This is a genomic window from Colwellia piezophila ATCC BAA-637, assembly GCF_000378625.1.
In the GTDB taxonomy this organism is placed as follows: domain Bacteria; phylum Pseudomonadota; class Gammaproteobacteria; order Enterobacterales; family Alteromonadaceae; genus Colwellia; species Colwellia piezophila.
This window is the reverse complement of record NZ_KB905162.1, coordinates 255,354-277,607: the sequence shown is the minus strand read 5'-3', so window position 1 is coordinate 277,607 and position 22,254 is coordinate 255,354. Positions and strand designations below refer to the sequence as shown.

At 39.5% G+C, this 22,254-nt stretch carries 23 protein-coding genes; 8 read left to right on the top strand and 15 right to left on the bottom strand.

What is annotated here, in order from left to right; genetic code table 11:
- Nucleotides 1–95: 95 nt before the first annotated feature.
- From flgH to F580_RS0106950, 9 genes are all read right to left on the bottom strand, one after another.
- Nucleotides 96–836, bottom strand: coding sequence for a flagellar basal body L-ring protein FlgH (gene flgH / locus F580_RS0106990; RefSeq protein WP_019026992.1), 741 nt, complete (start codon nt 834–836; stop codon nt 96–98).
- A gap of 43 nt (nt 837–879) precedes the next feature.
- Complete coding sequence (gene flgG / locus F580_RS0106985; protein WP_019026991.1) at nt 880–1,668, bottom strand: flagellar basal-body rod protein FlgG; 789 nt, start codon at nt 1,666–1,668, stop codon at nt 880–882.
- 66 nt (nt 1,669–1,734) lie between these two features.
- On the bottom strand, nt 1,735–2,478 hold the full coding sequence (gene flgF, locus F580_RS0106980; protein ID WP_019026990.1) for a flagellar basal-body rod protein FlgF: 744 nt from the start codon (nt 2,476–2,478) through the stop codon (nt 1,735–1,737).
- A gap of 261 nt (nt 2,479–2,739) precedes the next feature.
- Complete coding sequence (flgE, locus tag F580_RS0106975; RefSeq protein ID WP_019026989.1) at nt 2,740–4,122, bottom strand: flagellar hook protein FlgE; 1,383 nt, start codon at nt 4,120–4,122, stop codon at nt 2,740–2,742.
- 112 nt (nt 4,123–4,234) lie between these two features.
- Entirely contained in the window at nt 4,235–4,927 is a 693-nt protein-coding gene (locus F580_RS0106970; protein ID WP_019026988.1) for a flagellar hook assembly protein FlgD, read from the bottom strand.
- A gap of 51 nt (nt 4,928–4,978) precedes the next feature.
- Nucleotides 4,979–5,410, bottom strand: a complete 432-nt coding sequence (flgC, locus tag F580_RS0106965) for a flagellar basal body rod protein FlgC (RefSeq protein ID WP_019026987.1) — start codon at nt 5,408–5,410, stop codon at nt 4,979–4,981.
- A gap of 2 nt (nt 5,411–5,412) precedes the next feature.
- A complete protein-coding gene (gene flgB / locus F580_RS0106960) occupies nt 5,413–5,811 on the bottom strand; it encodes a flagellar basal body rod protein FlgB (protein WP_019026986.1) in 399 nt (132 codons plus the stop codon).
- Between the two features lie 137 nt (nt 5,812–5,948).
- The gene (locus F580_RS0106955; RefSeq protein WP_019026985.1) at nt 5,949–6,788 is read right to left on the bottom strand and encodes a CheR family methyltransferase; all 840 of its coding nucleotides are present in this window, start codon (nt 6,786–6,788) and stop codon (nt 5,949–5,951) included.
- Nucleotides 6,789–6,883: 95 nt separating this feature from the next.
- Complete coding sequence (locus tag F580_RS0106950; protein ID WP_019026984.1) at nt 6,884–7,813, bottom strand: chemotaxis protein; 930 nt, start codon at nt 7,811–7,813, stop codon at nt 6,884–6,886.
- 203 nt (nt 7,814–8,016) lie between these two features.
- Between F580_RS0106950 and flgA the strand changes: the two genes are divergently transcribed.
- From flgA to flgN, 3 genes are all read left to right on the top strand, one after another.
- Nucleotides 8,017–8,709, top strand: a complete 693-nt coding sequence (flgA, locus tag F580_RS0106945) for a flagellar basal body P-ring formation chaperone FlgA (protein ID WP_019026983.1) — start codon at nt 8,017–8,019, stop codon at nt 8,707–8,709.
- Between the two features lie 164 nt (nt 8,710–8,873).
- Nucleotides 8,874–9,182 (top strand): flagellar biosynthesis anti-sigma factor FlgM, encoded by a 309-nt coding sequence (flgM, locus tag F580_RS0106940; RefSeq protein ID WP_019026982.1) that lies wholly within the window; start codon nt 8,874–8,876, stop codon nt 9,180–9,182.
- A gap of 48 nt (nt 9,183–9,230) precedes the next feature.
- Nucleotides 9,231–9,677, top strand: coding sequence for a flagellar export chaperone FlgN (gene flgN / locus F580_RS0106935; RefSeq protein ID WP_019026981.1), 447 nt, complete (start codon nt 9,231–9,233; stop codon nt 9,675–9,677).
- 123 nt (nt 9,678–9,800) lie between these two features.
- Here flgN and F580_RS0106930 read toward each other — a convergent pair whose 3' ends face one another.
- On the bottom strand, nt 9,801–10,268 hold the full coding sequence (locus tag F580_RS0106930) for an LPP20 family lipoprotein (RefSeq protein ID WP_019026980.1): 468 nt from the start codon (nt 10,266–10,268) through the stop codon (nt 9,801–9,803).
- A 40-nt stretch (nt 10,269–10,308) separates the two neighbouring features.
- Nucleotides 10,309–10,953 (bottom strand): FlgO family outer membrane protein, encoded by a 645-nt coding sequence (locus F580_RS24140; RefSeq protein WP_019026979.1) that lies wholly within the window; start codon nt 10,951–10,953, stop codon nt 10,309–10,311.
- A gap of 209 nt (nt 10,954–11,162) precedes the next feature.
- Between F580_RS24140 and F580_RS0106915 the strand changes: the two genes are divergently transcribed.
- Nucleotides 11,163–12,356, top strand: a complete 1,194-nt coding sequence (locus tag F580_RS0106915; RefSeq protein WP_019026977.1) for a flagella assembly protein FlgT — start codon at nt 11,163–11,165, stop codon at nt 12,354–12,356.
- Nucleotides 12,357–12,752: 396 nt separating this feature from the next.
- Here the strand turns inward: F580_RS0106915 and F580_RS0106910 are convergent, their stop codons facing one another.
- The 3 genes from F580_RS0106910 to F580_RS26585 form a co-directional block, all read right to left on the bottom strand.
- Nucleotides 12,753–13,658 (bottom strand): M14 family metallopeptidase, encoded by a 906-nt coding sequence (locus F580_RS0106910; RefSeq protein WP_019026976.1) that lies wholly within the window; start codon nt 13,656–13,658, stop codon nt 12,753–12,755.
- A 159-nt stretch (nt 13,659–13,817) separates the two neighbouring features.
- Nucleotides 13,818–14,393: an elongation factor P-like protein EfpL gene (gene efpL / locus F580_RS0106905; RefSeq protein WP_019026975.1), complete on the bottom strand. Its 576-nt coding sequence runs from the start codon at nt 14,391–14,393 to the stop codon at nt 13,818–13,820.
- A gap of 296 nt (nt 14,394–14,689) precedes the next feature.
- Entirely contained in the window at nt 14,690–14,827 is a 138-nt protein-coding gene (locus tag F580_RS26585) for a hypothetical protein (RefSeq protein WP_019026974.1), read from the bottom strand.
- Nucleotides 14,828–15,054: 227 nt separating this feature from the next.
- On the opposite strand from F580_RS26585, the gene F580_RS0106895 reads away from it, so the two are divergent.
- The 4 genes from F580_RS0106895 (at nt 15,055) to F580_RS0106880 (ending at nt 20,450) form a co-directional block, all read left to right on the top strand.
- Complete coding sequence (locus F580_RS0106895; RefSeq protein WP_019026973.1) at nt 15,055–16,080, top strand: lipid A deacylase LpxR family protein; 1,026 nt, start codon at nt 15,055–15,057, stop codon at nt 16,078–16,080.
- 450 nt (nt 16,081–16,530) lie between these two features.
- Entirely contained in the window at nt 16,531–17,925 is a 1,395-nt protein-coding gene (locus tag F580_RS0106890) for an NAD(P)/FAD-dependent oxidoreductase (RefSeq protein WP_019026972.1), read from the top strand.
- A gap of 186 nt (nt 17,926–18,111) precedes the next feature.
- Nucleotides 18,112–19,341, top strand: coding sequence for a M24 family metallopeptidase (locus tag F580_RS0106885; RefSeq protein ID WP_019026971.1), 1,230 nt, complete (start codon nt 18,112–18,114; stop codon nt 19,339–19,341).
- Between the two features lie 143 nt (nt 19,342–19,484).
- Nucleotides 19,485–20,450, top strand: coding sequence for a collagenase (locus tag F580_RS0106880; RefSeq protein ID WP_019026970.1), 966 nt, complete (start codon nt 19,485–19,487; stop codon nt 20,448–20,450).
- Between the two features lie 641 nt (nt 20,451–21,091).
- Here F580_RS0106880 and F580_RS0106875 read toward each other — a convergent pair.
- Nucleotides 21,092–22,108, bottom strand: coding sequence for a GGDEF domain-containing protein (locus F580_RS0106875; RefSeq protein WP_019026969.1), 1,017 nt, complete (start codon nt 22,106–22,108; stop codon nt 21,092–21,094).
- Between the last annotated feature and the right edge of the window lie 146 nt (nt 22,109–22,254).

The following is a 22,254-nucleotide window of genomic DNA, read 5'->3' as shown; positions in this document are numbered from 1 at the left end:
TACCTTAAATTAACACCTTAAACTAATACCTTGGGCTAGACCTTTAGCTAAGACTCTGAATTCGATGTAATGTCTGAAATTACCTTTACAGAATACTAAAATGGCCACCAAGAACTGTTAAAAAACTTAACCATCCAACCTTGCTCATTGGTATCAGCAAAACTACCTGTCCCAGCATATTGAATACGCGCATTAGCGACTTTAGTTGATAAAATAGTATTATTGGAGCTAATATCTTTCGAGCGAATAACACCCGTTAAACGAATATACTCATCGCCATTATTTAAGGTTAACCACTTTTCACCTCTAATCATTAAATTGCCATTGGCTAGCACCCTAAGCACATGCACTGAAATATTGCCGGTTAAGCTATTACCTTGGTCGGCTTTGGAATCACCTTTAAATGAAGAGTTCTGATTAATACCAAACTGTAATGATTCACCATTAACTGTCACGGGGAAACCACCTAAACCCGTAACGGCATCTAGCGTACTTTCATTTTCTTTTTTCAACTCCGTTTTAGCATTTTTCTTCGCTTGAGTTTTTTCACTTAAGATCACGGATATAATATCGCCAACTCGGTGCGCTTTAGAGTCTGAATAAATATTATTCACGTAATAGGGCTTAAATAATGACCCCGTCGGTATAATATGCTCTGCTTCTTCTTCTGGCATGATGGGCGCAAAATTAGGATCATTTGGCAGTGCTTTACTTAATTCGACGGTATTACTACAAGCGCTAGTAACAGTAATTAATAAGCTTGCTAAAATGAGCTTAACCATGGCTAAATACTCTTTGTTTAAAGTAATTTTTCTTAATAGGGTTTTACTTTTCATCACTGCCTCTTGTTCAATCACTAAATTCAATTCAAATATTGGACTAAAGCTGCTGATTGATATAACTCAGCATCTGATCAACGGCTGAAATTACTTTTGAATTCATTTCATATATCCGCTGACTTTCAATTAAGTTCACTAATTCTTCCGTGGTATTTACGTTTGAAGTTTCTAACGCGCCTTGTACTAACATGCCGTAGCCTTCAAGGCCTGGAACGCCTTCTTGCGGCGCACCACTAACCGCAGTTTCTATATATAAATTCTGTCCTACTGGCTGAAGGCCGGTAGGATTAACAAAGTTGATTAAGTTGATTTGACCAACTACGGCAGGTTCAGCCTGCCCTTGTAGGGTTACTGAAACTTCGCCATCTTGAGAAATAATAATACTTAAGGCATCTTCAGGAATAGTCACTTGTGGTTGCAGAAGGTAACCCGCGCCAGGGGTAACCATATTACCTTCATCATCCATGGTGAATTGACCATTTCGACCGTAAGCTGAACTACCATCAGGCATTAATATTTCAAAAAAACCTTCACCTTGAATCATCAAGTCAAGGGCGTTATCTGTGGTAATCATGTCACCTTGAGTATGAATTTTTTGCGTAGCTACCACTTTGGTTCCCGCACCTATCATCAAGCCTGACGGCGCCTCAGTATCTTGTGCCGTTCGTCCGCCCGGCTGATTGATGTTTTGATAAAGTAAGTCTTCAAAAACCGCACGGCTTTTTTTAAAACCTATGGTGCTGGCATTGGCAAGGTTATTAGAAATTACCGCAATATCTTTATTTTGCGCATCTAAGCCGGTTTTACTTATCCATAATGCTGGGTTCATACATCACCTCTAATTGTCTAGTAGCTACTGATTAAAAAATCAGTTATTGCTTAAATTTGACTGTGCTTAGAAAGCACGTAATAACGATGAAGCGCTGGCATCTATTTCTTCTGCGGTTTTCATCATTTTTAATTGCATTTCAAATTGACGCTGTAAAGCAATCATATCGGTCATCTCACTAATGGGGTTAACATTGCTTGACTCGAGTGCGCCGCCAAGAACATTGACATTAATGTCGGCAATTAATTGCCCACCATTTTTAGCGCGAAATAAGCCATCATTGCCTTTTTCAATAAGCCGGGTATCTGGATTGACCATTTTGAGACGGCCAACTTCTTCTTGGACCGTACTAGGCGCACCTGCTGGCTGTACCATAATGGTACCGTCACGTGAAATTTGAATATTATTTACCGGTAACGGTAGCGTAATAGGACCGTCTTCACCGATAACCAATTCACCATCGCTAGTTTCTAAGGCTCCGGTCTCAGTTAAACGAAAATGACCTCCGCGGGTGTAGGCTTCTTGACCATCTTCGGCTTGCACAGTAAAAAAACCAGCGCCTTCAATGGCAATATCTAATGAACGCCCCGTGTGTAACACCGAGCCTGAGTCAAAATTTTGGCTAGATCGTTCTGTCATGGAAAAAACACGTGAGGCATGGCCTTCGCCGTAAACTTGCATGCTACGCGCTTGTGCTAAATCAGCCTTAAAGCCGGTGGTTTTAGCATTTGCCAAGTTGTTGGCATTTATTGATAAGGCTTGCATGTTTTGTTTAGCACCGCTCATGGCGATATAAAGCAACTTATCCATAATGATATTCCAATAAACAAAGGTTATATAACTTAAATGCAAGGAGGGTGCCATCTATAAGAAAGTACTAATTAAATGGAGTGGAGTATGAGTTTAGGTTTAGGTACGAGCTAAAAACAAAAAAGCTTTATAGTGAGATATAGCAAAAGAAAAGCCACAAGTACTTTTCGTATTTGTGGCTTTATTGTAGGCGGGAATTTATTTACGCCTAGCTTAATGAACAAAAAAATTAAAAAGCGCGATTAAAATCCCGCCTACGGGTTATCTAATTTGTAAGATGGTTTGATTCAGCTGATTATCAACCTCTAATGCTCTAGAGTTTGCTTGGAAGTTACGCTGCGCTGAAATTAAATCAATTAACTCAGTAGTTAAGTTAACATTTGATTGCTCTAAAGCTGAAGAGTTAATCGTACCAAAAGTACCTGAACCTGCTTCACCGGCAAGTGCCTCACCTGAAACAATACTCTCTTTCCAATTAGTACTACCTGTTTGCGTCAGGCCTTGTTCATTGGCAAAATTCACCATCGCTATACGTGATAATGGTTGTGAAGTGCCGTTACTGTATGTCGCACGAACTAGACCATCAACACCGATATCAATACCAGTTAACCGCCCTACGGCTAAACCATCTTGGTTTAACGCGGTAACTTCAAAATTTGAAGCAAACTGGGTAGGCTCATTAGGGTTTGGTCCGGTTGGGTCTAAATTAAAATCAATTAGCACCGTTTGTGTACTATCAGCACCATTGGGTAAATGATTAGTAAATGGCACAGTAACTATACCGCCACTGGGTAAAGGAGGAAACTGTGCAATAAAATCACCAGAAGCATTAAATTCTAATCTTGCCCCGACCACACCACCAGTAGGTTGTAGAGGTCCTGAAACGCCACCACCAACTCGCCCATCAGCTACTGCGGTACCGAGAGGATCTTCTAAGTCAATGACTTTACCATCCACTGCTGCAAACATCATCCACTGATTTGGATTTGCTATAGGGTCATCTTTAACAAAAAAGTAAGTCATCACATGACTATCACCCAGTGAGTCAAAAATGGTCACCGAAGTTGAGTTATTAAAGGTTAGTGGATCATCTGGGTCAAAATTTCCTGGTGCGCCAGCAATGTAGCTGTCACCTGCGGGTAAATTCATGCGGATATCAACTGAACTTGTTTTTGTCGGTGCACCCGATGCCGTTGGTATACGAATGGGCTCTGCGGTACTTAAACTGACCGAGGCCGATGAACCGTCAGTGTTAACAGGGAAACCCAATAAATGCCCCCCTTGTGAGTTAACGACAAAGTTATCTGAATTGAGCTTAAATTGCCCTGCGCGGGTATAAGAGGTTTCCAATGAACCTAATTCAGGCACAGTGGCAAAGAAACCATTACCCGTAATCGCTAAATCAAGAGCGTTATTGGTAAATTGAATACTACCTTGAGAAAACTGCTGAGCAACATCTGCGGTTAAAACACCATCACCCACTTTAGTTTTACCTGAAGCCAGTAAAGATGCCGCATAAACATCGACAAACTCAGCTCGAGATTCTTTAAAGCCAACCGTGTTTACATTGGCAATGTTGTTTGATGAAACATCTAAATCTTTTTGTGCCGCGTTCAACCCGCTTAATGCAATATTAAATGACATAATTTAACCCTCTTAATAATTCGCTACTTTGCTTAATACCTGTACTGCTTAATGCTTATGTTCGCTCTTCAGGTAAAGCCTATATTTTCTATTTAATGATTATGATAAAACGTTAGGTATCGCCACTAGATATTTCAACCACATCGGCCAATGCCATGGAGCTACCACCGTTAAGGTTAAGCAATATATTGCCGCCAGCGCCTGCTAAAGTAACACTGTCAACTTTGCGGTAGGTCATTGCCTCTAATTCAGAGGCTTGACCGTCAACTAAGCCAACAATACGGAAACGATAAGCACCTTCGGGAGCCGGTTCACCTTTCGCTGTTTGACCATCCCAAGTAAAGGTAATTCCGCCGGCAGCAACATTACCTACCGGCACAGTTTGAATAATTTCACCGGCAATATTTTCAACATAAATATTAACGTTACTGGCTGCTTGCTCTGAAACTAACTTACCTTTAACCGCTTCACCTTCTTCCATGCCAAAGACATTGTCTTCAACTAAGACACTTCGACCTACAAGTGATGAAGCTTGCAGTGCTTGGCTAGATGTCATAGAACGGGCAAAAATATCAAATGATTTATTTAATTGATTCACGCCATCAGTCGTTGAAAAGGCAGTCATTTGAGAAATCATTTCATTATTATCAACCGGCTTGGTTGGATCCTGATTCGATAACTCTTTAGTCAATAAGGCGAAAAAGTCAGCTTGAGTAAGCATACCTTTACTTTGGTCTGCTTCTTTATATTCTTCTCTTTGCCACCGGATCGCATCTAACGGGCTACTACCCTTAACTGTTTCCATTATCCACTCCTACTATATGTAGTAAATTAAGTGACCTATCCAAAATTCTCATTACCTTTGCCCTAGCATCAATGTTTTATTCAGCATGTTTTTGGCTGATTCAGCTAATTGGACATTGGTTTGATACGACCGTGAAGCTGAGATCATATTCGTCATTTCTTCGATGATATTGACATTAGGCTTATAAATAAAACCATCTTTGTCTGCCATAGGATGACTGGGTGAATACTCAACATTCAAAGGCTTATCACTTTCAACAATGCCTAATACTTTAACGCCAACACCACTACCGTCCATAGCGCCTTGACCTGCGGCAGCTTCTTGCATGGCTGCGGCAAAAACTGGGTGCCTTGCCCGGTAGGTTTTATCGGCGCTGCTACTGACACTATCTGCATTGGCGATATTACTTGCGGTAGTATTTAAGCGCACAGACTGCGCGCTCATGCCACTACCAGTGATATCAAATACGTTAAAAAGACTCATAATTATTGACCTCCGCTGATCACTTTCTTCATCGCTTTAATTTTGCCATTTAGAAATTGAACACTTGCTTGATACTCTAATGAGTTTTTTAGATACAAGTTTCGTTCCACTTGTACATCTACGGTATTGCCGTCTCCGGTATCAGGTTGATTAGGCACACGATAATCGACTGAATTATTTAATTCGGTGCGAATATCAAAGTGTTTCTCATGAGTGCGAGACATGCCCATATGCTGTTTGGTTGCCGCTTGCGCTAGTGCTTGTTTGAAATCCATTCCTCTGGCTTTGTAGCCTGGAGTATCTGCATTGGCAATATTGCTGGCAATGACTTCTGCACGTTTAGAGCGAAGAAGCATGCCCTGTGTGTGAAGTTGAAAACCTTGATCAAATCCGATAGCCATAATAGCCTCACGATTGTTACGTTATGACTAAATGATATTCAATATTTGTGCCAGTTGATTTAACGGAGGTAAGAATGAAGGGAGGGATAAAACAATAAAGGTTAATAACAGCCAGTAGCAATAGCTGTTATTGGCTATTAATTTGGTTGTTTTTTCTGATAAACAATACCAGGATTGCAACGCAACATAGAGAAATCTTGATTTATACCCGACAATGATTCAGAGGCGCCTAGGAATAAATAGCCTTGCTTGTTCAATACGCCATGAATTTGACTAATAATTTTGGCCTTTATTTCAGGAGAGAAGTAAATTAAAACATTACGACAGAAAACAATGTCGAACTTACCCATCAAACTATAACTGTTCAGTAAATTTAGCGGCCGGAAACTGACCATTTTTTTGACCTGATCTTTTATCTTTAACATACCGTTATCCCCCGTTTCAAAAAATCGTTGTTTACGTTCGGCAGATAATCCACGCGCAAGGGCTAGGCTGTCATAATGACCGTATTTACAATGCTCTAACATCGTGGTTGAAATATCAGTACCAATAACTTGAACACCACGTGGAAATGACCCTGGGTTCTTCTGTTGATATTCAAGTACTGACATGGCAATAGAATAAGGCTCTTGCCCCGAAGAACTAGCCGCTGACCATATTTTTATCGGGGTTTTTTGAGCTTTAAATTCTGGTAATAACTTATTTTGCAGTAATTTATAGGGGTAATCATCACGAAACCATAAGGTTTCATTAGTAGTCATTGCATCAATGACTGCGGCACGTAATTGCCGCTCAACGGGAGCGAGTGTACGGGTAACGAGTTCACTCAATGAATCAAGATCAAATTTGGCCATTAATGGCGCGAGACGACTTTTAACTAAATACTGCTTACTTTCTCCAAGCACAATGCCGCATTGTTGCTCTAAAAATATTCTAAATTGATTATAGCTTTTCTCATCTAGATGTCTTGCTGACACATTACCGTCCTGTTTATTTTAAGTATTGATTTGGCCGCCAATAAAATAAAGGCAGCCACTGTCTCACGATAACGACTGTTTCGTTGGGCGAAAAGCTAATTGTCTAATTTTAACCACTTTTTGACCGCTGTTGCTAATTCGTCAGGATGAAATTTAGGAATGAAATCTTCAGCACCCACTTTTTCTACCATAGCATTATTAAACACTCCGCTTAATGATGTATGCAAAATAATGGGCATTTTGGCCATTCTTTCATTGCCTTTAACTTCTGCGGTTAAGGTATAACCATCCATTTCTGGCATTTCAATATCAGAGATCATTAAAGCAACTTTTTCCGTGATACTATGCTCGCAGGTAGCATCTATTGCTTTCAATTGATCAAGAGCATCACGACCATTTTTAGCTAAAATCATATTGATACCCAAAGGCTCTAATGCTCTTTTCACTTGATTTCGTGCCACAGTTGAGTCGTCTGCAATCATCACCAATTTATCACCTAGACTTATGCCAACGCTAGGATCAATAACATCTTCACTGAGATCGGTTGAAACAGGACTAATTTCATTTAGGATTTTTTCAACATCTAAAATAGAAACCATATCGCCATCAATTTCAGTGACTGCGGTTAAGTAACTTGACTTGCCTGTTCCTTCTGGTGGCGGCATAACATCGGTCCAACTTAAAGTTACTATCCTTTCAACACCCGCAACAAGGAAACCTTGAACAGTACGATTATATTCGGCAATAATAATAAAGCTTTCCGCCGTTTGTTCTATTGGTCGGCCACCCGTTGCTTTACTCAAATCAATAACAGAGATTGTTTGACCTCGGATATGAGCCACACCTTTTATGTAGGAGTCTTGTTTGGGTAATATGGTTAATCTAGGACATGGCATTACCTCACGCACTTTAAAAACATTAATACCAAATCGTTGTCGGCCAATCAGTTTAAAAAGTAACAGCTCTAACCTGTTCTCACCAACAAGTTGTGTGCGCTGATTTACTGAATCTAGTATGCCTGCCATATAAACCTCTTGTAATACCGTACCTTTGATAATGTTCAAATAAATAACACATGAGGCACAATTCTTGAATTGTTTTAAAGTATAGGGATGATCACCACACTAAGCGTCTGATAGTTGACGCATGATTTACCTTATTTTAACTGCTAACTTAGATTAAGCATAGACGACTATTTGAATTAACTTAAAGATAGATATCAAAATATATGCGCTATACCAAACTTTTATTATTTTTTATATTCTTGTTGTTTATTAAGCAGCAAACTGTACTTGCATCAGAGCTAGACAGTGCTTTTATTGAACACTTTGCAAAAGATTACTTAACCCGACAGTTCCCTTCTACTGGCGACGAAAAAATTCGTATTTCTGTAGCCCGATTAGACCCTAGAATTGTTATTAAACCCTGTAATACGCCCTTAATAGCAAAAACACCAAAAAAAAATAACGCGCGCACTATAAATGTAAAAATTAGTTGTAGCGACTCAGTACCCTGGAAAATATATTTATCGGCCAAAATTGAAATAACTAAAGCGGTTTTAATCGCAAAAAGGACAATTAGTCAAGGAGATAGGCTTGATGAAAGTAATATTGAGCTAGCATATATCCCCATTAACCATATTCGTGGCGATAAACTAACCGATACAAAATTTGTTTTTGGCGCGAAAGCAAAAAGACGAATTGGCCAAGGTAAAACCATCCGTAAAAACCTAATATGCTTAATATGTAAGGGAGATATAGTGACTATTATTGCATCATCAAAAAACTTCAGCATCAAAACCCGAGGTATTGCTTTAAGTTCTGGTAACATCAATGAGCAAATCAGAGTAAAAAACTCCCGCTCTAATAAAATAATTACCCCTCGAGTCAAAGCTATTAACCAAGTAATTATTCATCTATAATCAAAATATAAACAATTAAGGTTAACTAATAATTTTACGGTTAACCTAACTGCAATATTATTTATGTTTTAAAGCATTTTTTTGTTAAAGTTATTTAGATAATGGCCGATAACAAGTTAATATACTCATTTTAAAATATCATTTCATTGCTAAAGGATGAAATTATGGCCATAAATATCAATAACTTGAATAATAACAATCAAGTTCAGCAACTTCAGCAAAAGCAAGTACAGCAGCAATCGGCTCAAACAGCGTCGACTAATAGCCAAGTAAAAAATACCGGGCAAGATTCAGTGTCCATTACCCCACAAGCAAAAGAACTCAATGAACTACAAAAAAAAGCGATGGATGCTCCTGTAGTTAATCAAAAGAAGATTGATGAATTAAAAAAAGCGATTAGCGCTGGTGATTATAAGATTAACCCAGAAAAATTAGCGGCTAATATTGCTAACTTTGAATTTAAGCTTGTTTAGCGATAAACTGTAAGTACATCAATTATAGTAAAATCAAAGGCAAACCTTATGTTATCAGGCTCAACTTCTCAGGGATTAACCTCTACAGAATTGTTAGCAAAGCAACATCAACAGTTAACGTCCCTTGCCCAAATCATTGCTAATGAAAAGCAAATATTACAGCAACACAATCCTCAGGCCTTGCTTGATATAAGCCAAGAGAAAAACACCTTATTATTAGCGATTCAACAGCTTGACCAAGAAATCAGTCAAAACCAAGCTTTTGCTCAAGATAAGGCGGCAGGAAAGTTAACGGTTCAGCTTAAAGAAATCACGCTTTTACTCAGTAACTGCCAACAGAAAAATCTAGTGAATGGTCAAATAATTCAGCAGTCTCAGTTAGCAGTAGAGCGTATGAAAACCAGTCTATTAGAGCAGCATAATAAAAATGCCATTACTTATAATAGCAAAGGCAAGAAAAGCGCAGGACTCTCAAGTTTAGGCCTAAAGGCCTAGGAAACTGCCACATAAGCCCCTTACACAAATTAAAAAGGCGTTAATCTTTAAGATTAACGCCTTTTTAATGACTACTATTGCAATTATTTCAATTGGTATAACTCATGTTATACCACTACTTTTTTAAAAGTGTGTCACGCTTTTAATTTCTTTTCGGTTCTGGTTTGCTTGGTAAATATGATAAACATCTTCAAAGTTAAGCTGTAATTCCGTGGTATAAACATCACCAACAGGGTAACTCTTTATCACTTTAGCACCACGGATCACACCTTGAATTGAAGCACTTAGTTGTTGATCTTCAATAAGCAAATCTGCCATGGTCACCTTGCCAGTCACTTGTTGGCCATAAACTTGCTCGGCAAGTTCAGCATAAGCGGCAATTTTGGACGCTTTAATGGCCATTAGCATCCGCTGCGTTTCATGGGCTGATTTTTGCAAACTAATAGGCGCAAAACCAGTTGCATATAGTACCGGGAAAGTTTCTGGCTTCACCGTTTGCCATTGCACATGTTTATCGTAAATAAGGGAGCAGGCACTGGTAAAAAACAATGCTGTCGATATTAGAATGACTCGAGTCAATGAATTACTCATAGATACCCCTTTGGTAAGGTGTCGAATAAAAAGGTTAACATTAATTTTGTATAACCACTGCGCGATCATCATTATATAACATGGCATTATCTCGAATAATCATACCGTCTCTCATTTTCACATTTTCACTATGACTCATTACATCCCCTAAGACCCACCGAGGAATAAATGATTGTGCTGTTGCTACCACCACTTTAGATTGAATACCGATCATCCGGGCGTTAACTAAAATGCCATTCTCTTGCTCAACCATTGTTCCAGAAACAATGTAGTCAATTATCTGACGTTCTGGAAGCTCTTGCCAGTCTCTACTGAAAACAAAATCGCCCTCTTTTGTCACTCGGATGTGACCCGTTGTTTTATAATCTATCACCACTAAGCCGTGTCTTTGCAGTTCATGAATAAAGCTTTCAGCTAGCTGATTACCCAACCAATTGGTTTTTTCCAGATTATTCAAATCAACAAAAGAAGCGACTGCCACAGGGGTTTTTGCATTAACAAAGCTACTATTGGTTAGCATTTGATAAGCCAAGCCTTTAACCACATCATTTATCGCGTGACGAGGTAATTCATAGCTGTCAATTTCACCCTTTTCAATGTGAGTAGCTTGATAAAAGCCATCATTATTTGTTACTTCACAGGACAGTAAAGCCGGTAAAACTAATGGTAAAAGCCATTTTCTCATGTTATTCCCCTTCAAAACTAAGCACTATTGTTATGGCAACTAGTACTTCAGCATTAACTTTTATGTTGATAACAATGCACATTTTAAGCCAACAATAGTTTTCTAATAGAATGACCATAAAAATGACAGGCATGGAATATGCATATCCACTAGTAATCGATAAATCACTCCTAAATCCGCCATTTAACGGATAGCACTAAAGCTAAATTATGACTATGAAAACAACTATGCACACACCAATCAAACTGTTAGTGATCATCAGCTTTTTATGCAGTTTCTCTGCCAATAGCCAATGGTATGAAACCCAAGGTCATGCCAGAACTAACGGTATTAGTGTCGAGGTTGCCCGCAGCCAAGCGATGGAGAATGCGCTAAAAAAAGCATTGTTAGTTTCTGGCGCGAGTGTTTCAAGTGTTCAGCAAGTCGTTAATGGCTTACTAACCCAGGACGAAATCAGCATTAGGGCCAGTGGAAGTGTCAACTCTATTGAATTAGTCGATGAAGTGCACAGTAATAACCTGATAACTGTCACCATTCGGGTAGACATATTTCCGCAAGAAGAAAAATGCTTTGCGGTTAACTTTAAAAAGTCTTTAGTGCTTACCCGCAGTCACCTTATTCATAGAGAGCAAGCAAACATTGGTGAAATTTACGGTATTGATAAGGCCATAATGAGTAAGTTGAGTGAGCAACTTACTCAGCACAGTACTTTTACTAAGACCACAAGTATACTGAATAATAAAACTGAATTTTCACGGCTGAACAATAGCTTAGCTAGCGACGAAATAGCCCAGTTAACTCAGTCTTTAAGTGAACGTACCGATAGCCAATATGTAATGTTCAGTGAAATCACCAACACTTCTTTTGATACCCAAGCCACTAATAGTTGGCTGTTTTGGCAACAAGGTATTTACCCTCGAAATTTTGCCATGAGTTTCTATTTATATAATGGTTTAAATGGCGAGTTAGTTTGGCAAGAAAATTATCAAGATTCGGCCCCTTGGACCTTCAACAAGCGGAAAAAGGTTGATGTCGATGGTAGTGCTTTTTGGCAAAGTGATTATGGCGTAATGCTTAATGATATGATTGATAGAGTCACTAAAGATATTGATGAAAATATCATGTGTGAACTCAGTCGAGGTAAAATTATTCAAGTACAAGGTAACCAAGTGACTATCAACCTGGGTAGAGATCATGGCTTAAAAATTGGCGATGCCTTTAGTTTATTACACCTTACTAATTTTACTAACAACTCAGGAAAATCATACACAGGTTTTAATCTGAGCCCTTATAAAGTAAAGATCACTAAATTAACCAGACAAACAGCCATAGCAGTAACGCCTGACGGACGTTTATTTGGCAATATTCAAATAGATGACTTAGCAGTTCGCTATGAAAATTAATGATTGATGCTTCGTGAGGTTTATACCAATTTGATTAAGTTCTTTCCCACTCAGCGAGAATTAAAAGGCTTAGAGGCAAGGCATTGATTGATGAGAATGGTTATTCAGGAGAATAAGCTCCTGCATTCTCTAAGAAGCTACATCCATGTAGCGTCCTTGTCAAAATTAATAACGCCGCATTTAAGCCTTTTAAACTCGCCCTTGGGAGCTCATTGATAAACTGATAACGTCACAAAATTAATGAAATATAGAATAACTATGTTTAACAAATTTTGTTTGTTCTAAGCTCACCAATGTAGCTCTGAGTAGGGAAGAAATTTAATCAAAATGGTATTAGCCACAAAAAAGGTCTACTTCAATTTATTGAGTAGACCTTTTTTAGCGATGAAGCGCTGTTTAGATAAAGGCAATAGCAGCAGAAATTGCCGCTACTTGTGCTTTGATACAATTTTCAGCATCGACTAATGGGCTATCAGGATAAACTTCGGTGGTAGTGACATATGGCGCTTCAGTGAGGCCCATACATAAACCGAGCTCTCGCCCGGCATAGTTAATGACGCCAAGCTGCTCAATATCAACACCTATCAATTTACCACTATCATCAGCAGGGGCAATATGAGTAATCTTTGCTACCGCTTGATTGATGGCCCCTTGAAAGTCGGCTACTGGCTTAGTTGAATCAGCAACCAAGTAAAAACCATCGGGAATATTCCAACTTTTCTGTTCGATAGCATCACGTGCAGCAAGAGCTGGTCTGAACTCACTATTATCGGTATCAGTGGTTTCATGTAAATCAATGTGCATGGCAATGTCAACATCAAGCTCATTGATAAAAGTCATCAATGCGGCAGACTCTTCAGCAGGGCTATCAGCATAAAAAGAACGGTTAGGGTCAATGGCGTTATTATTCCAGCGATTAATGGTTTCATAACCCCAAGGACTAACACAAGGCACCACAATAATATTGAACTGCTCGCTAAAATCCTTAGCACTCGTTGCGAGGAAACGAATAGCCCCTTGTACGCCACTGGTTTCATAGCCATGTACGCCACCAGTCACTAACACGGTTTTATTATTCATTTGCCAATCTTTACTTTGCAGCGCATATAAAGGATAGCGGCTTGCATCGACAGATAAGCTGCCGTATTGAACCATTTCAAATGAAGCGCTTAACAACTCAAGCTTCGCCAATACTTCATCTTGATAAGAGCGTTTAATGTCTTGTTTAGCAAACCATAAACCTTTGTCTTTTTCTGTCCATGGTTGGCCTTGCTTACCGATAGAATAGACTGAATCACTCATACTTTACCCTTATTACTCAATTAGCTAACAAATCACCCTTAGTGTTAGTGTTAGTGTTAACTTTACTTATCGCCATAAAAATGCCCGAATATTCGGGCACTTTTTTATTGCTATCGACTTACTGATAACGAGTTTCTAAATATAGACTCAGCGAAGCTATTATTTCGAGTCTGCTCGACCCATAAACTTACGCTCTTCGGTATTTACTTTAACTTTATCACCCGTTGAAATATGCTCAGGTACTTGAATAGTTAACCCTGTAGAAAGGATCGCCGGCTTAGTACGAGCACTTGCCGAGGCACCTTTAATAGACGGGTCAGTTTCAGTAATCGTTAATTCAACACTGGTAGGAAGGGCAATGCCCACCGGTGAATCGTCCACTATGATGACCGATATCCCCTGAGTCTCTTCATCAATAAAAAGTACTTCATCAGCGATAGAGTCTTTATTTAAGTTATAGGGTGTGTAATCTTCATTGTCCATAAAGACATACTCATCGCCATCAATATAAGAGAACATCGATGGGCGACGGCTTAAGTCAGCAAAATTCAACATATCATCTGCTTTAAAGGTTTCATCTACCTTACCGCCAGTGACTACATCGTATAAGCGCATTCTATATAAACTGCCGCCGGCTCTACCTTGGGGTACTGAACGGGTAATATCTCTAACAATTAACACTTTACCGTTGTGCTCTATGGCAGCATTTTTCTTTATATCACTTGCCTTTGGCATAAGATGACTTCCTTTGAATTTTATTGATTAAACACAATGCAGGGAAAATAGCATGAACCCATAGATATGAAAATAACAAATGAGATGAAAATCGATATTTTTCATTTAAAACGAGGTGGTTTGAACAGTATCATGATTACTTTCATGAAAAAAACCAGATAAAACAAAAAAGACAAATATATAAACTATATTTGTCTTTTAAATTTTCAGGCGGTATTGATTAGTATTACGGGTACATTTCCTAGCTAAATCTCCGAAATAACAGCGACACAACTAACAAAGTAACCACTAAAAAATTACTCGTAAGAGCGCTCAAGCCAAGCGATTTGTAACTTTAACTCTTCAATTTCATGGTTTGCATCGACTAATTGCTCAGTTGCTGATTTTTGTTCGCCACTACAGCTGTCTACACTAGCATCATTATTTTTTGACATATTACGTCTTTCCTCATGGGCCATGATAGCCTCCAAAAAATTGTTACCACACTTGTATTATTACACACTAACTTTCTTTAGTGATCATTTTCACTAAAGAAAGTTCAATAAACTAGCGCGCGAGTGTAAAGATAAGCGTTATCCCCCCCCTTCATGGCAAGTTGTTTTTTTCACACTATAGTTTTTTCCGCACTATAGTTAGTAGTGTTATAGCTGCAGGACCAAATATGTTGAAAGCGCTTAATAAAAACAAAACAATTGTCTTCATTCTCTTTTCTTCCTGGCTAGCAATCTTGCCACCAAGCCACGCTGGTCAGTTAACTATTCTGTTTGAAAATGACGGCATATTAGCCAACGACGGTAATTACACTAATGGCTTTGCCCTCGCTTGGGAAAGTAAGCCGCTCATCAGCCTCAAGCACTATCTACCTGCGAGCATACCGTTGTTCTTCCAACTACAACATCATATTAGATTGCCGATAGCGCAAACACATAGTGCTTGGGGAGTGAAGTTATCTCAACGTATGTGGACGCCCAATACGATAACCTTGGATGTACCACAACCTTATGACAGACCTTATGCAGGGTTGCTTGAAATAGAAACTCACACCGCGGACTACAGTCCTAATTTTGCTCAAAAAAGCTGGCTAACGTTAGGTATTATTGGTCCGAAATCAAAAGCAGAGCAAGTGCAGAAAAAAGTCCATGAATTTACCGACTCTACGCCACCTCAGGGTTGGCAACACCAAATAGAAGAGCAAGTCACTTTCCAACTCGCCTATGAGCTTGATGCTCTACTATTTAGAACACAAAAATTTCGCGGTAATTTATTTACCGATAGCCAATTTGAGTTAAGTAGTTATAGTCATATCGCCTTAGGTAATTTGAATAGCCAGGCTTCATTGGGACTATTAGTTAAATGGGGTACGCAACTTAATAAAACCTTCGGCCGTTTAAGTAGCCACTTTGGCCATACGGGTAATACCACCGATATTATTCACACCAATAACTTCAGTCTTTACGCACGTGTACAGTTGGGTTATCGATTTAATGACTTAACTATTGAAGGTAACCTACCCTATGACTCAGCCGTTAATATTCAACACGAACAAGCCAAAGCAGCGATAGGTATTAATTGGACCATAAATAACTACGCAATTAGCTGGAGTTTAAATCGTTATACTCGCACTTATAGTAGCGACAATAACGCTTGGCACAGCTATGGCTCATTGACCTTAAGTTGCGCCATCTAAGCCCTATTGCCAAAAGAGCAATGAAATTCCCCCTTCACAGCGCTAAACAACCTACTTATACCAATTTAATTAAATTTCTTCCCAGCTCAGAGCTGTACTTAATGTTCAATAACAAGGCGTTTTTTTTAGGTCTAGTTAGTCTAAACCAAATAAATTTAACGATGTTAGTGGGCATTGAGTAAGCTCCCATAGGGCGAGTTTAAAGGGGTAATATACGGCGTTATTGATTTTAACAAGGACGCTACACGGATGTAGCCTCTTAGAGAATGCAGGAGCATATTCTCCTGAATAACCATTCTCTTCAATCAATGCCTTGCCTATAACCCCTTTAACTCTCGCTGAGTGGGAAAGAACTTAATCAACTTGGTATTATACAACTTTATGCTGATTTAAAGCCTCGGGTTGTTTAAAGTATAAGGCTCACCCATTTATTAGCTTCGAAAGGAAAATATGTACGATCCTCTTATCGATAGAACACTTGGCGCGAATGCGCCCTACCCTAGTAGCTATTGGGCTGCTGTCTCGGGCGCTCATACTACTGGGGCTAACACTCCTGGAAAAGCACCTGTAGATGATGGCCAACTCAATAAAGATATCAGTGTCGATGTCGCGATTATCGGCGCAGGTTATACCGGCTTATCGACCGCGCTGCATTTAGCCCGCGAGCATGGTATCAAAGCGACCGTACTCGAAGCTAACCGCACCGCTTGGGGAGCAAGCGGTAGAAACGCGGGTTTTATTCTAAAATCATCAGGTCGAAAGTCTTACGCCAGCATGCAATCTCAATGGGGAGAAGAAGTTATGCGCGGCATTTACCAAGAGATGTGCGCCGGTGTCGACACGGTCAAAAGTTTGATTAGCGAAGGCATTGATTGTGATCCACAAGACAATGGCTATATTCGTGTGGCCCATAAACCAAGCATGTTAAAAAGCTTACTCAAGGCTGCAGCCCTGCAAAAAGAAATGTTTGGTTATGACGTTCAAGAGTTATCACGTGAACAATTACACCAAGATTATATGGCAGATCAAAATGCTTATGGCGCGATACGCTATCAAGATGGTTTTGGTATTAATCCACTAAAACTTGCTTGGGGATATCAAGAAATCGCTAGAAAAGCCGGTGTCACCATTCATTGTGATAGTCCTGTGGATAAATTCGAGCAGCAGTTAGTTCAAAAATCTGGCCAACAAAGCCAAACCATACATAAATTGCACACGCCCAATGGTATTGTCAGCGCTAAAAAGGTAGTTATCGCCACTAATGGCTATACCGCTAAAAACTTCCACCCCTTAATTAAGAGTAAAACCTTACCCGTTCTATCACAAATTATTGTTACCGAGCCGCTAACACCAGAGCAATTAGCCGCGTGTAATTTTTTAACCAGCAATGTCATCATGGATACGCGTGCCTTAAAATATTACTACCGAAAATTACCGGACAATCGCATTTTATTTGGTGGTCGAGGGGCAATAACTGGAAAAAATGCCACCGACCCTTATTATGCCAATCGATTACTCTGTGTATTAAAATCTAACTTTCCTGCCCTCTTTTCACTGAAGTATGATTATGCGTGGTCTGGTTGGTTATGTATGTCATTAGATGACATGCCGCATATTTATCAAAATGAACAACAAAGTGTTTTTTATGCCATGGGTTATTGTGGCAGTGGCGTGTCTTTTTCTGTACAAGCAGGCAAACGATTAGCACAAAAGGTTGCCGGTGTCGCTGTGCCCAACTTGCCCATTTATCAAACGCCCTTAACAACGTTTCCTTTTGCGCCATTAAGACGAGTAGGTCAATGGGGCTATTTTCAATACGGGAAAGTCAAAGATCGTTGGTTTTAGTGCGGGCTGTGAGCCCTAGTGTTTCACACAGTAACCGTTAGTAGAGACGACTCGGGTATTAATACTTGTTTCACCCGTTAAATTGTATACAATATACCCTTAAATTTTACTGACTGTCTTGATAATTTTAAACATTCAGTAAATATAAAGCCCACATCAAGTAAAGTGTTTTCAAGGAAACTTAATATGTCCATTGGTATTGGCGGCTCAACAGCCGAAATAGAATTAAATAAATTAACCGATATGACCACTGATATCGCCCCTATTGCCTTAGCTGAATACCAACAACGTATTGCTAAAGCACAACAATTAATGCGCGAACAAAACATTAGCGCGTTATACCTGAATGCGGGCACTAATTTAACCTATTTCACGGGTACTGCTTGGTATGCCTCAGAACGATTAGTTGGCGCAATATTACCCGCAGAAGGTGATTTAGTTTATATCGCACCTTGGTTCGAAGTAAGTACGCTATCTGGCTTTATGCAAATTAAAGCTGAAGTGGCTAGCTGGCATGAACATGAATCACCTTATGAGTTGGTAATTGATACCCTTCAAAAAATGAATATCGAGCAAGGCACTATTGCAGTAGATGAATCTACCGCCTTTTTCGCTGTTGACGGTATGATGAATGCGGCCAAGTCACAAAACCTTTCGTTAAATTTCACCAGTAGCAAGGGCATTACCGCTGGTTGTAGAATGCTCAAAACAGCAAGTGAAATTGCTTTATTACAACGAGCCAAAGACATGACTATGGTCGTGCATCGCGCCGTTGCTAAAATATTAATGGTAGGCATCACCACCTCACAAGTGACTGATTTTATCAATAAAGCTCATATCAAGCTTGGCGCACCGAAAGGCTCTTCATTTTGTATTGTTTTATTTGGTCAAGATACCGCTTATCCACATGGTGTAAAAGAGCCCAAAACTCTCGAAACAAACGACATGGTGTTAATTGATACCGGTTGTTTAGTGCAAGGATATAATTCAGATATTACTCGCAGTTATGTGTTTGGTGAAGCGAGTGAGAAACAACGCGCCGTTTGGTTACATGAAAAAACAGCACAAAGACAAGGCTTCGAGGCAGCTAAAATTTCTTCGCCTTGTGAAGCGGTAGATATTGCGGTTCGTCACTACTTAGAAACTCAAGGCTACGGCCCTGATTATCAAGTACCTGGACTACCACATCGTACCGGTCATGGCGTTGGCTTAGACATTCATGAGTGGCCATATTTAGTCAGAGGCGATAAAACGCCATTAGCTGCGGGTATGTGTTTCTCCAACGAGCCAATGCTGTGCCTTTACGGTGAATTTGGCGTGCGTTTAGAAGATCATTTCTATATGACGGCAGCAGGTCCAAAATGGTTTAGTGAGCCAGCTCACACTATTGATGACCCATTTGGCTATGAAGCATAACGGTTTTAGCTGTAGAATAGCGACAAGGCTGATAATACCAAGTCGATTAAGCTACGCCCTCTAAGCAGGAAGTCACTTAATAAGCTTGGTATAACAATGAATAACAGCACAATAATAACAATAATAGAAGAAAATAATTAGCGATGAAAAATACTAAGAAACCTTTAGTCACTGCCCTAAGTTTCGCCTTTGCCCTAGTTGCTTACCTTATTGCCGATTCGGCGATTGCCGGTCAGGTACCCGACGCAGTGCCCCCAAAAGCGACTGATAACGCCGAGCTTGCCAACATAGAGCAAATTCTGAGCCAAGTTCATCATTGCAATAAGTCTATAACCCTCCGTTCACAAGGGCTAACACCTGAGAAAGTGGCGAGTGCTTGTCAGGAACTTATTGCCCAAGAAGATAAATTTCATCAAACCTTTAATACCCTAAACAAGCCAGTTGCTGATGATAATAACCACAGCCTGCGCGCCAACTTTTACAGCTCAAGAGCCGAGTACGTGAAATATGCCACTGCGCACTTTAATATGCCAACCGATAATGGTGGTATGTACCTTGAAGGTTATCCAGAAAGAAAAGGTAACCATGCCGAATTTGTTGCTTATGAGCGCGATGGCGGTTTATGGAACTTATCTCATGAATACATCCATTACCTTGATGGGCGCTTTAACCGTTATGGCGATTACTGCAATGGCTTACATGATGACCATGCCGGCCCAGAGTTTTGTCCGTCACCTAACTTATCCTACCCACACGGTGTTTGGTGGTCAGAAGGCGTTGCTGAGTATATTGCTTGGGGTAAAAACAATCCTAAAGCAGCAGAAATAGCGGCGAGTAAATCATACCCGTTGAGTGAGTTATTTAATACTAGCGCTAACACCAATGGTGGTAGCGACAGGGTTTATCGTTGGGGTTATTTAGCGGTACGTTTTATGATGGAAAACCACCGAGATGAAGTAGAAAAGAGCTTAGTATTATCTCGTCAAGGTGACTGGTTGGGGTATCAAGACTTAATGCGTACTTGGTCTACATCAATGGATAAAGAATGGTTTACTTGGTTAGAAAGTATTGCAGTACAGGCTGAAAAGTCAGTTAAAACAGCGCCATAATACTTTACTTTTTTCATATCTGAAACCGCTAGGCTTGGAGTTTGTTTTTCCTGCTTGGCGTCGGGGTGGCGACCACACACATACACCCAGTGACGACGTACCGCCGAGCCTCCCCTTGGAACCCCTGCGACGCCCTACTCAGCACAACATTTAACTTTCAATTTCAACTAGCGTAAACCGCAACTGCTGCCACTAAGTTCGTGGTATAAGTCATCCCTGAACAACGGCAGTCCTCGCCATCAATACAATAAGCTCCTGAGCATAGTGTCCTAATGTGTCTTCATTGCTGTTACGTCGAAAGTATTATGCTGAATGTAGGATTACGTTTTATGTAGCAGCGCCAGGGATTCCAAAGGGCTTAACTTAGGTGCAGTGCGTTTAGCCCCTTCTCTTGTTTGTGTGTCGTCGCCACCGCGACAAATCATTTTAAATAGGCCCTAGCCCCGTTTATTCAATGCTCACTAATACCACAAAGCCAACTAAAAATATTAGCTAAAATTAGACAAAATTAAGGACACTGTGGAAACCTAAGCAGAGATAAATATTTGAGAGAGTGACGTTTTTTTATAAGAAAAATCTGAGCTTATTTTAACACCAAATAGTGATTTTATATTTAATAGCAGGGGCCACCTTAGCTAAATTCAGGCTGCGACTGGCTCAGCTATAACACAACGATTACGGCCAGAATTTTTTGCTTGATATAATGCTTTATCGGCTCGTTCAAATAATGATGGCCAATCGTCACTTTCTTCCAGTTCAGCAATGCCTATTGAAACTGACATAGGTGGTAAATGGGTATTAGATTGTCGTTGAATGAGTTTTAGTTCTTCTACAGAAGTGCGAATTTTTTCTGCAATAAAATGTGCATTTTCCTGTGATTTGTTCTTGATCACTACGACAAACTCTTCACCGCCATACCTTACCGGGATATCTTCTAATCCAATATGCTTTTTAATAATAGACGCAATTTTTTGAATGACTTTATCACCAATCGAATGACCAAAATTATCATTAACTGCTTTAAAGTGATCAATATCAATAATGATTGAAGAGTGTAACTGTGTGGTATCGAAATCTTTTAACATGTTTTCACACCCCCTTCGATTGAATAAACCTGTTAAAGCATCAATTATGGCTTCTTGTTTTGATGTTGCTAATTGCGTTCTAAGCAAACTCACTTCTTCTGAGGTTTTTGTTAACTCATCTGTTAACGATTTACGTTGACTCTTAGATGTATGGATTGAGCTCAACAAAAAGTTAACGACTTTATGAAGTGACTTATGGTCGTCCATTTTTGCTAATGCTTTATCAGCTAAGTCTAAATTTTTAGCGGTTTCTTTTTCGTTAACCACTTGAGCATTAATCTGATAAAGCGTTTTTTTCAAAGTACTTTCAAAAGGAATGAGTATGGCTTGCTCAACCTTTTCGTTATTTGAAATATAGCGATTAAATAAGTGTTCAAGAAAAACGCCATCAACCGACTTTTTATCACTCATTTGCTTAGCGATTTCTGCCTTTAACGCTTTATTTTGATTGCTATAATAGATATATATAACAGAATAATTTATTGGTGATGGTGCAATATTATGGTTGGTAAGAAAAGCTAAAACGCGCTCACTTAATTCAGTCGCATATTGTACGTCATGTTGATTAACCATATATACTTCTCATCCTTTGGAAACAATTAAAACAGCGCAGGGGATCAATTTATTGTTTTTATAAGATTCTATTCTAACAACAAGCTTACTCAATCATCAATGTAAAATTATTGTTAATATTATGTTTTAATTACATTGTTTGATAA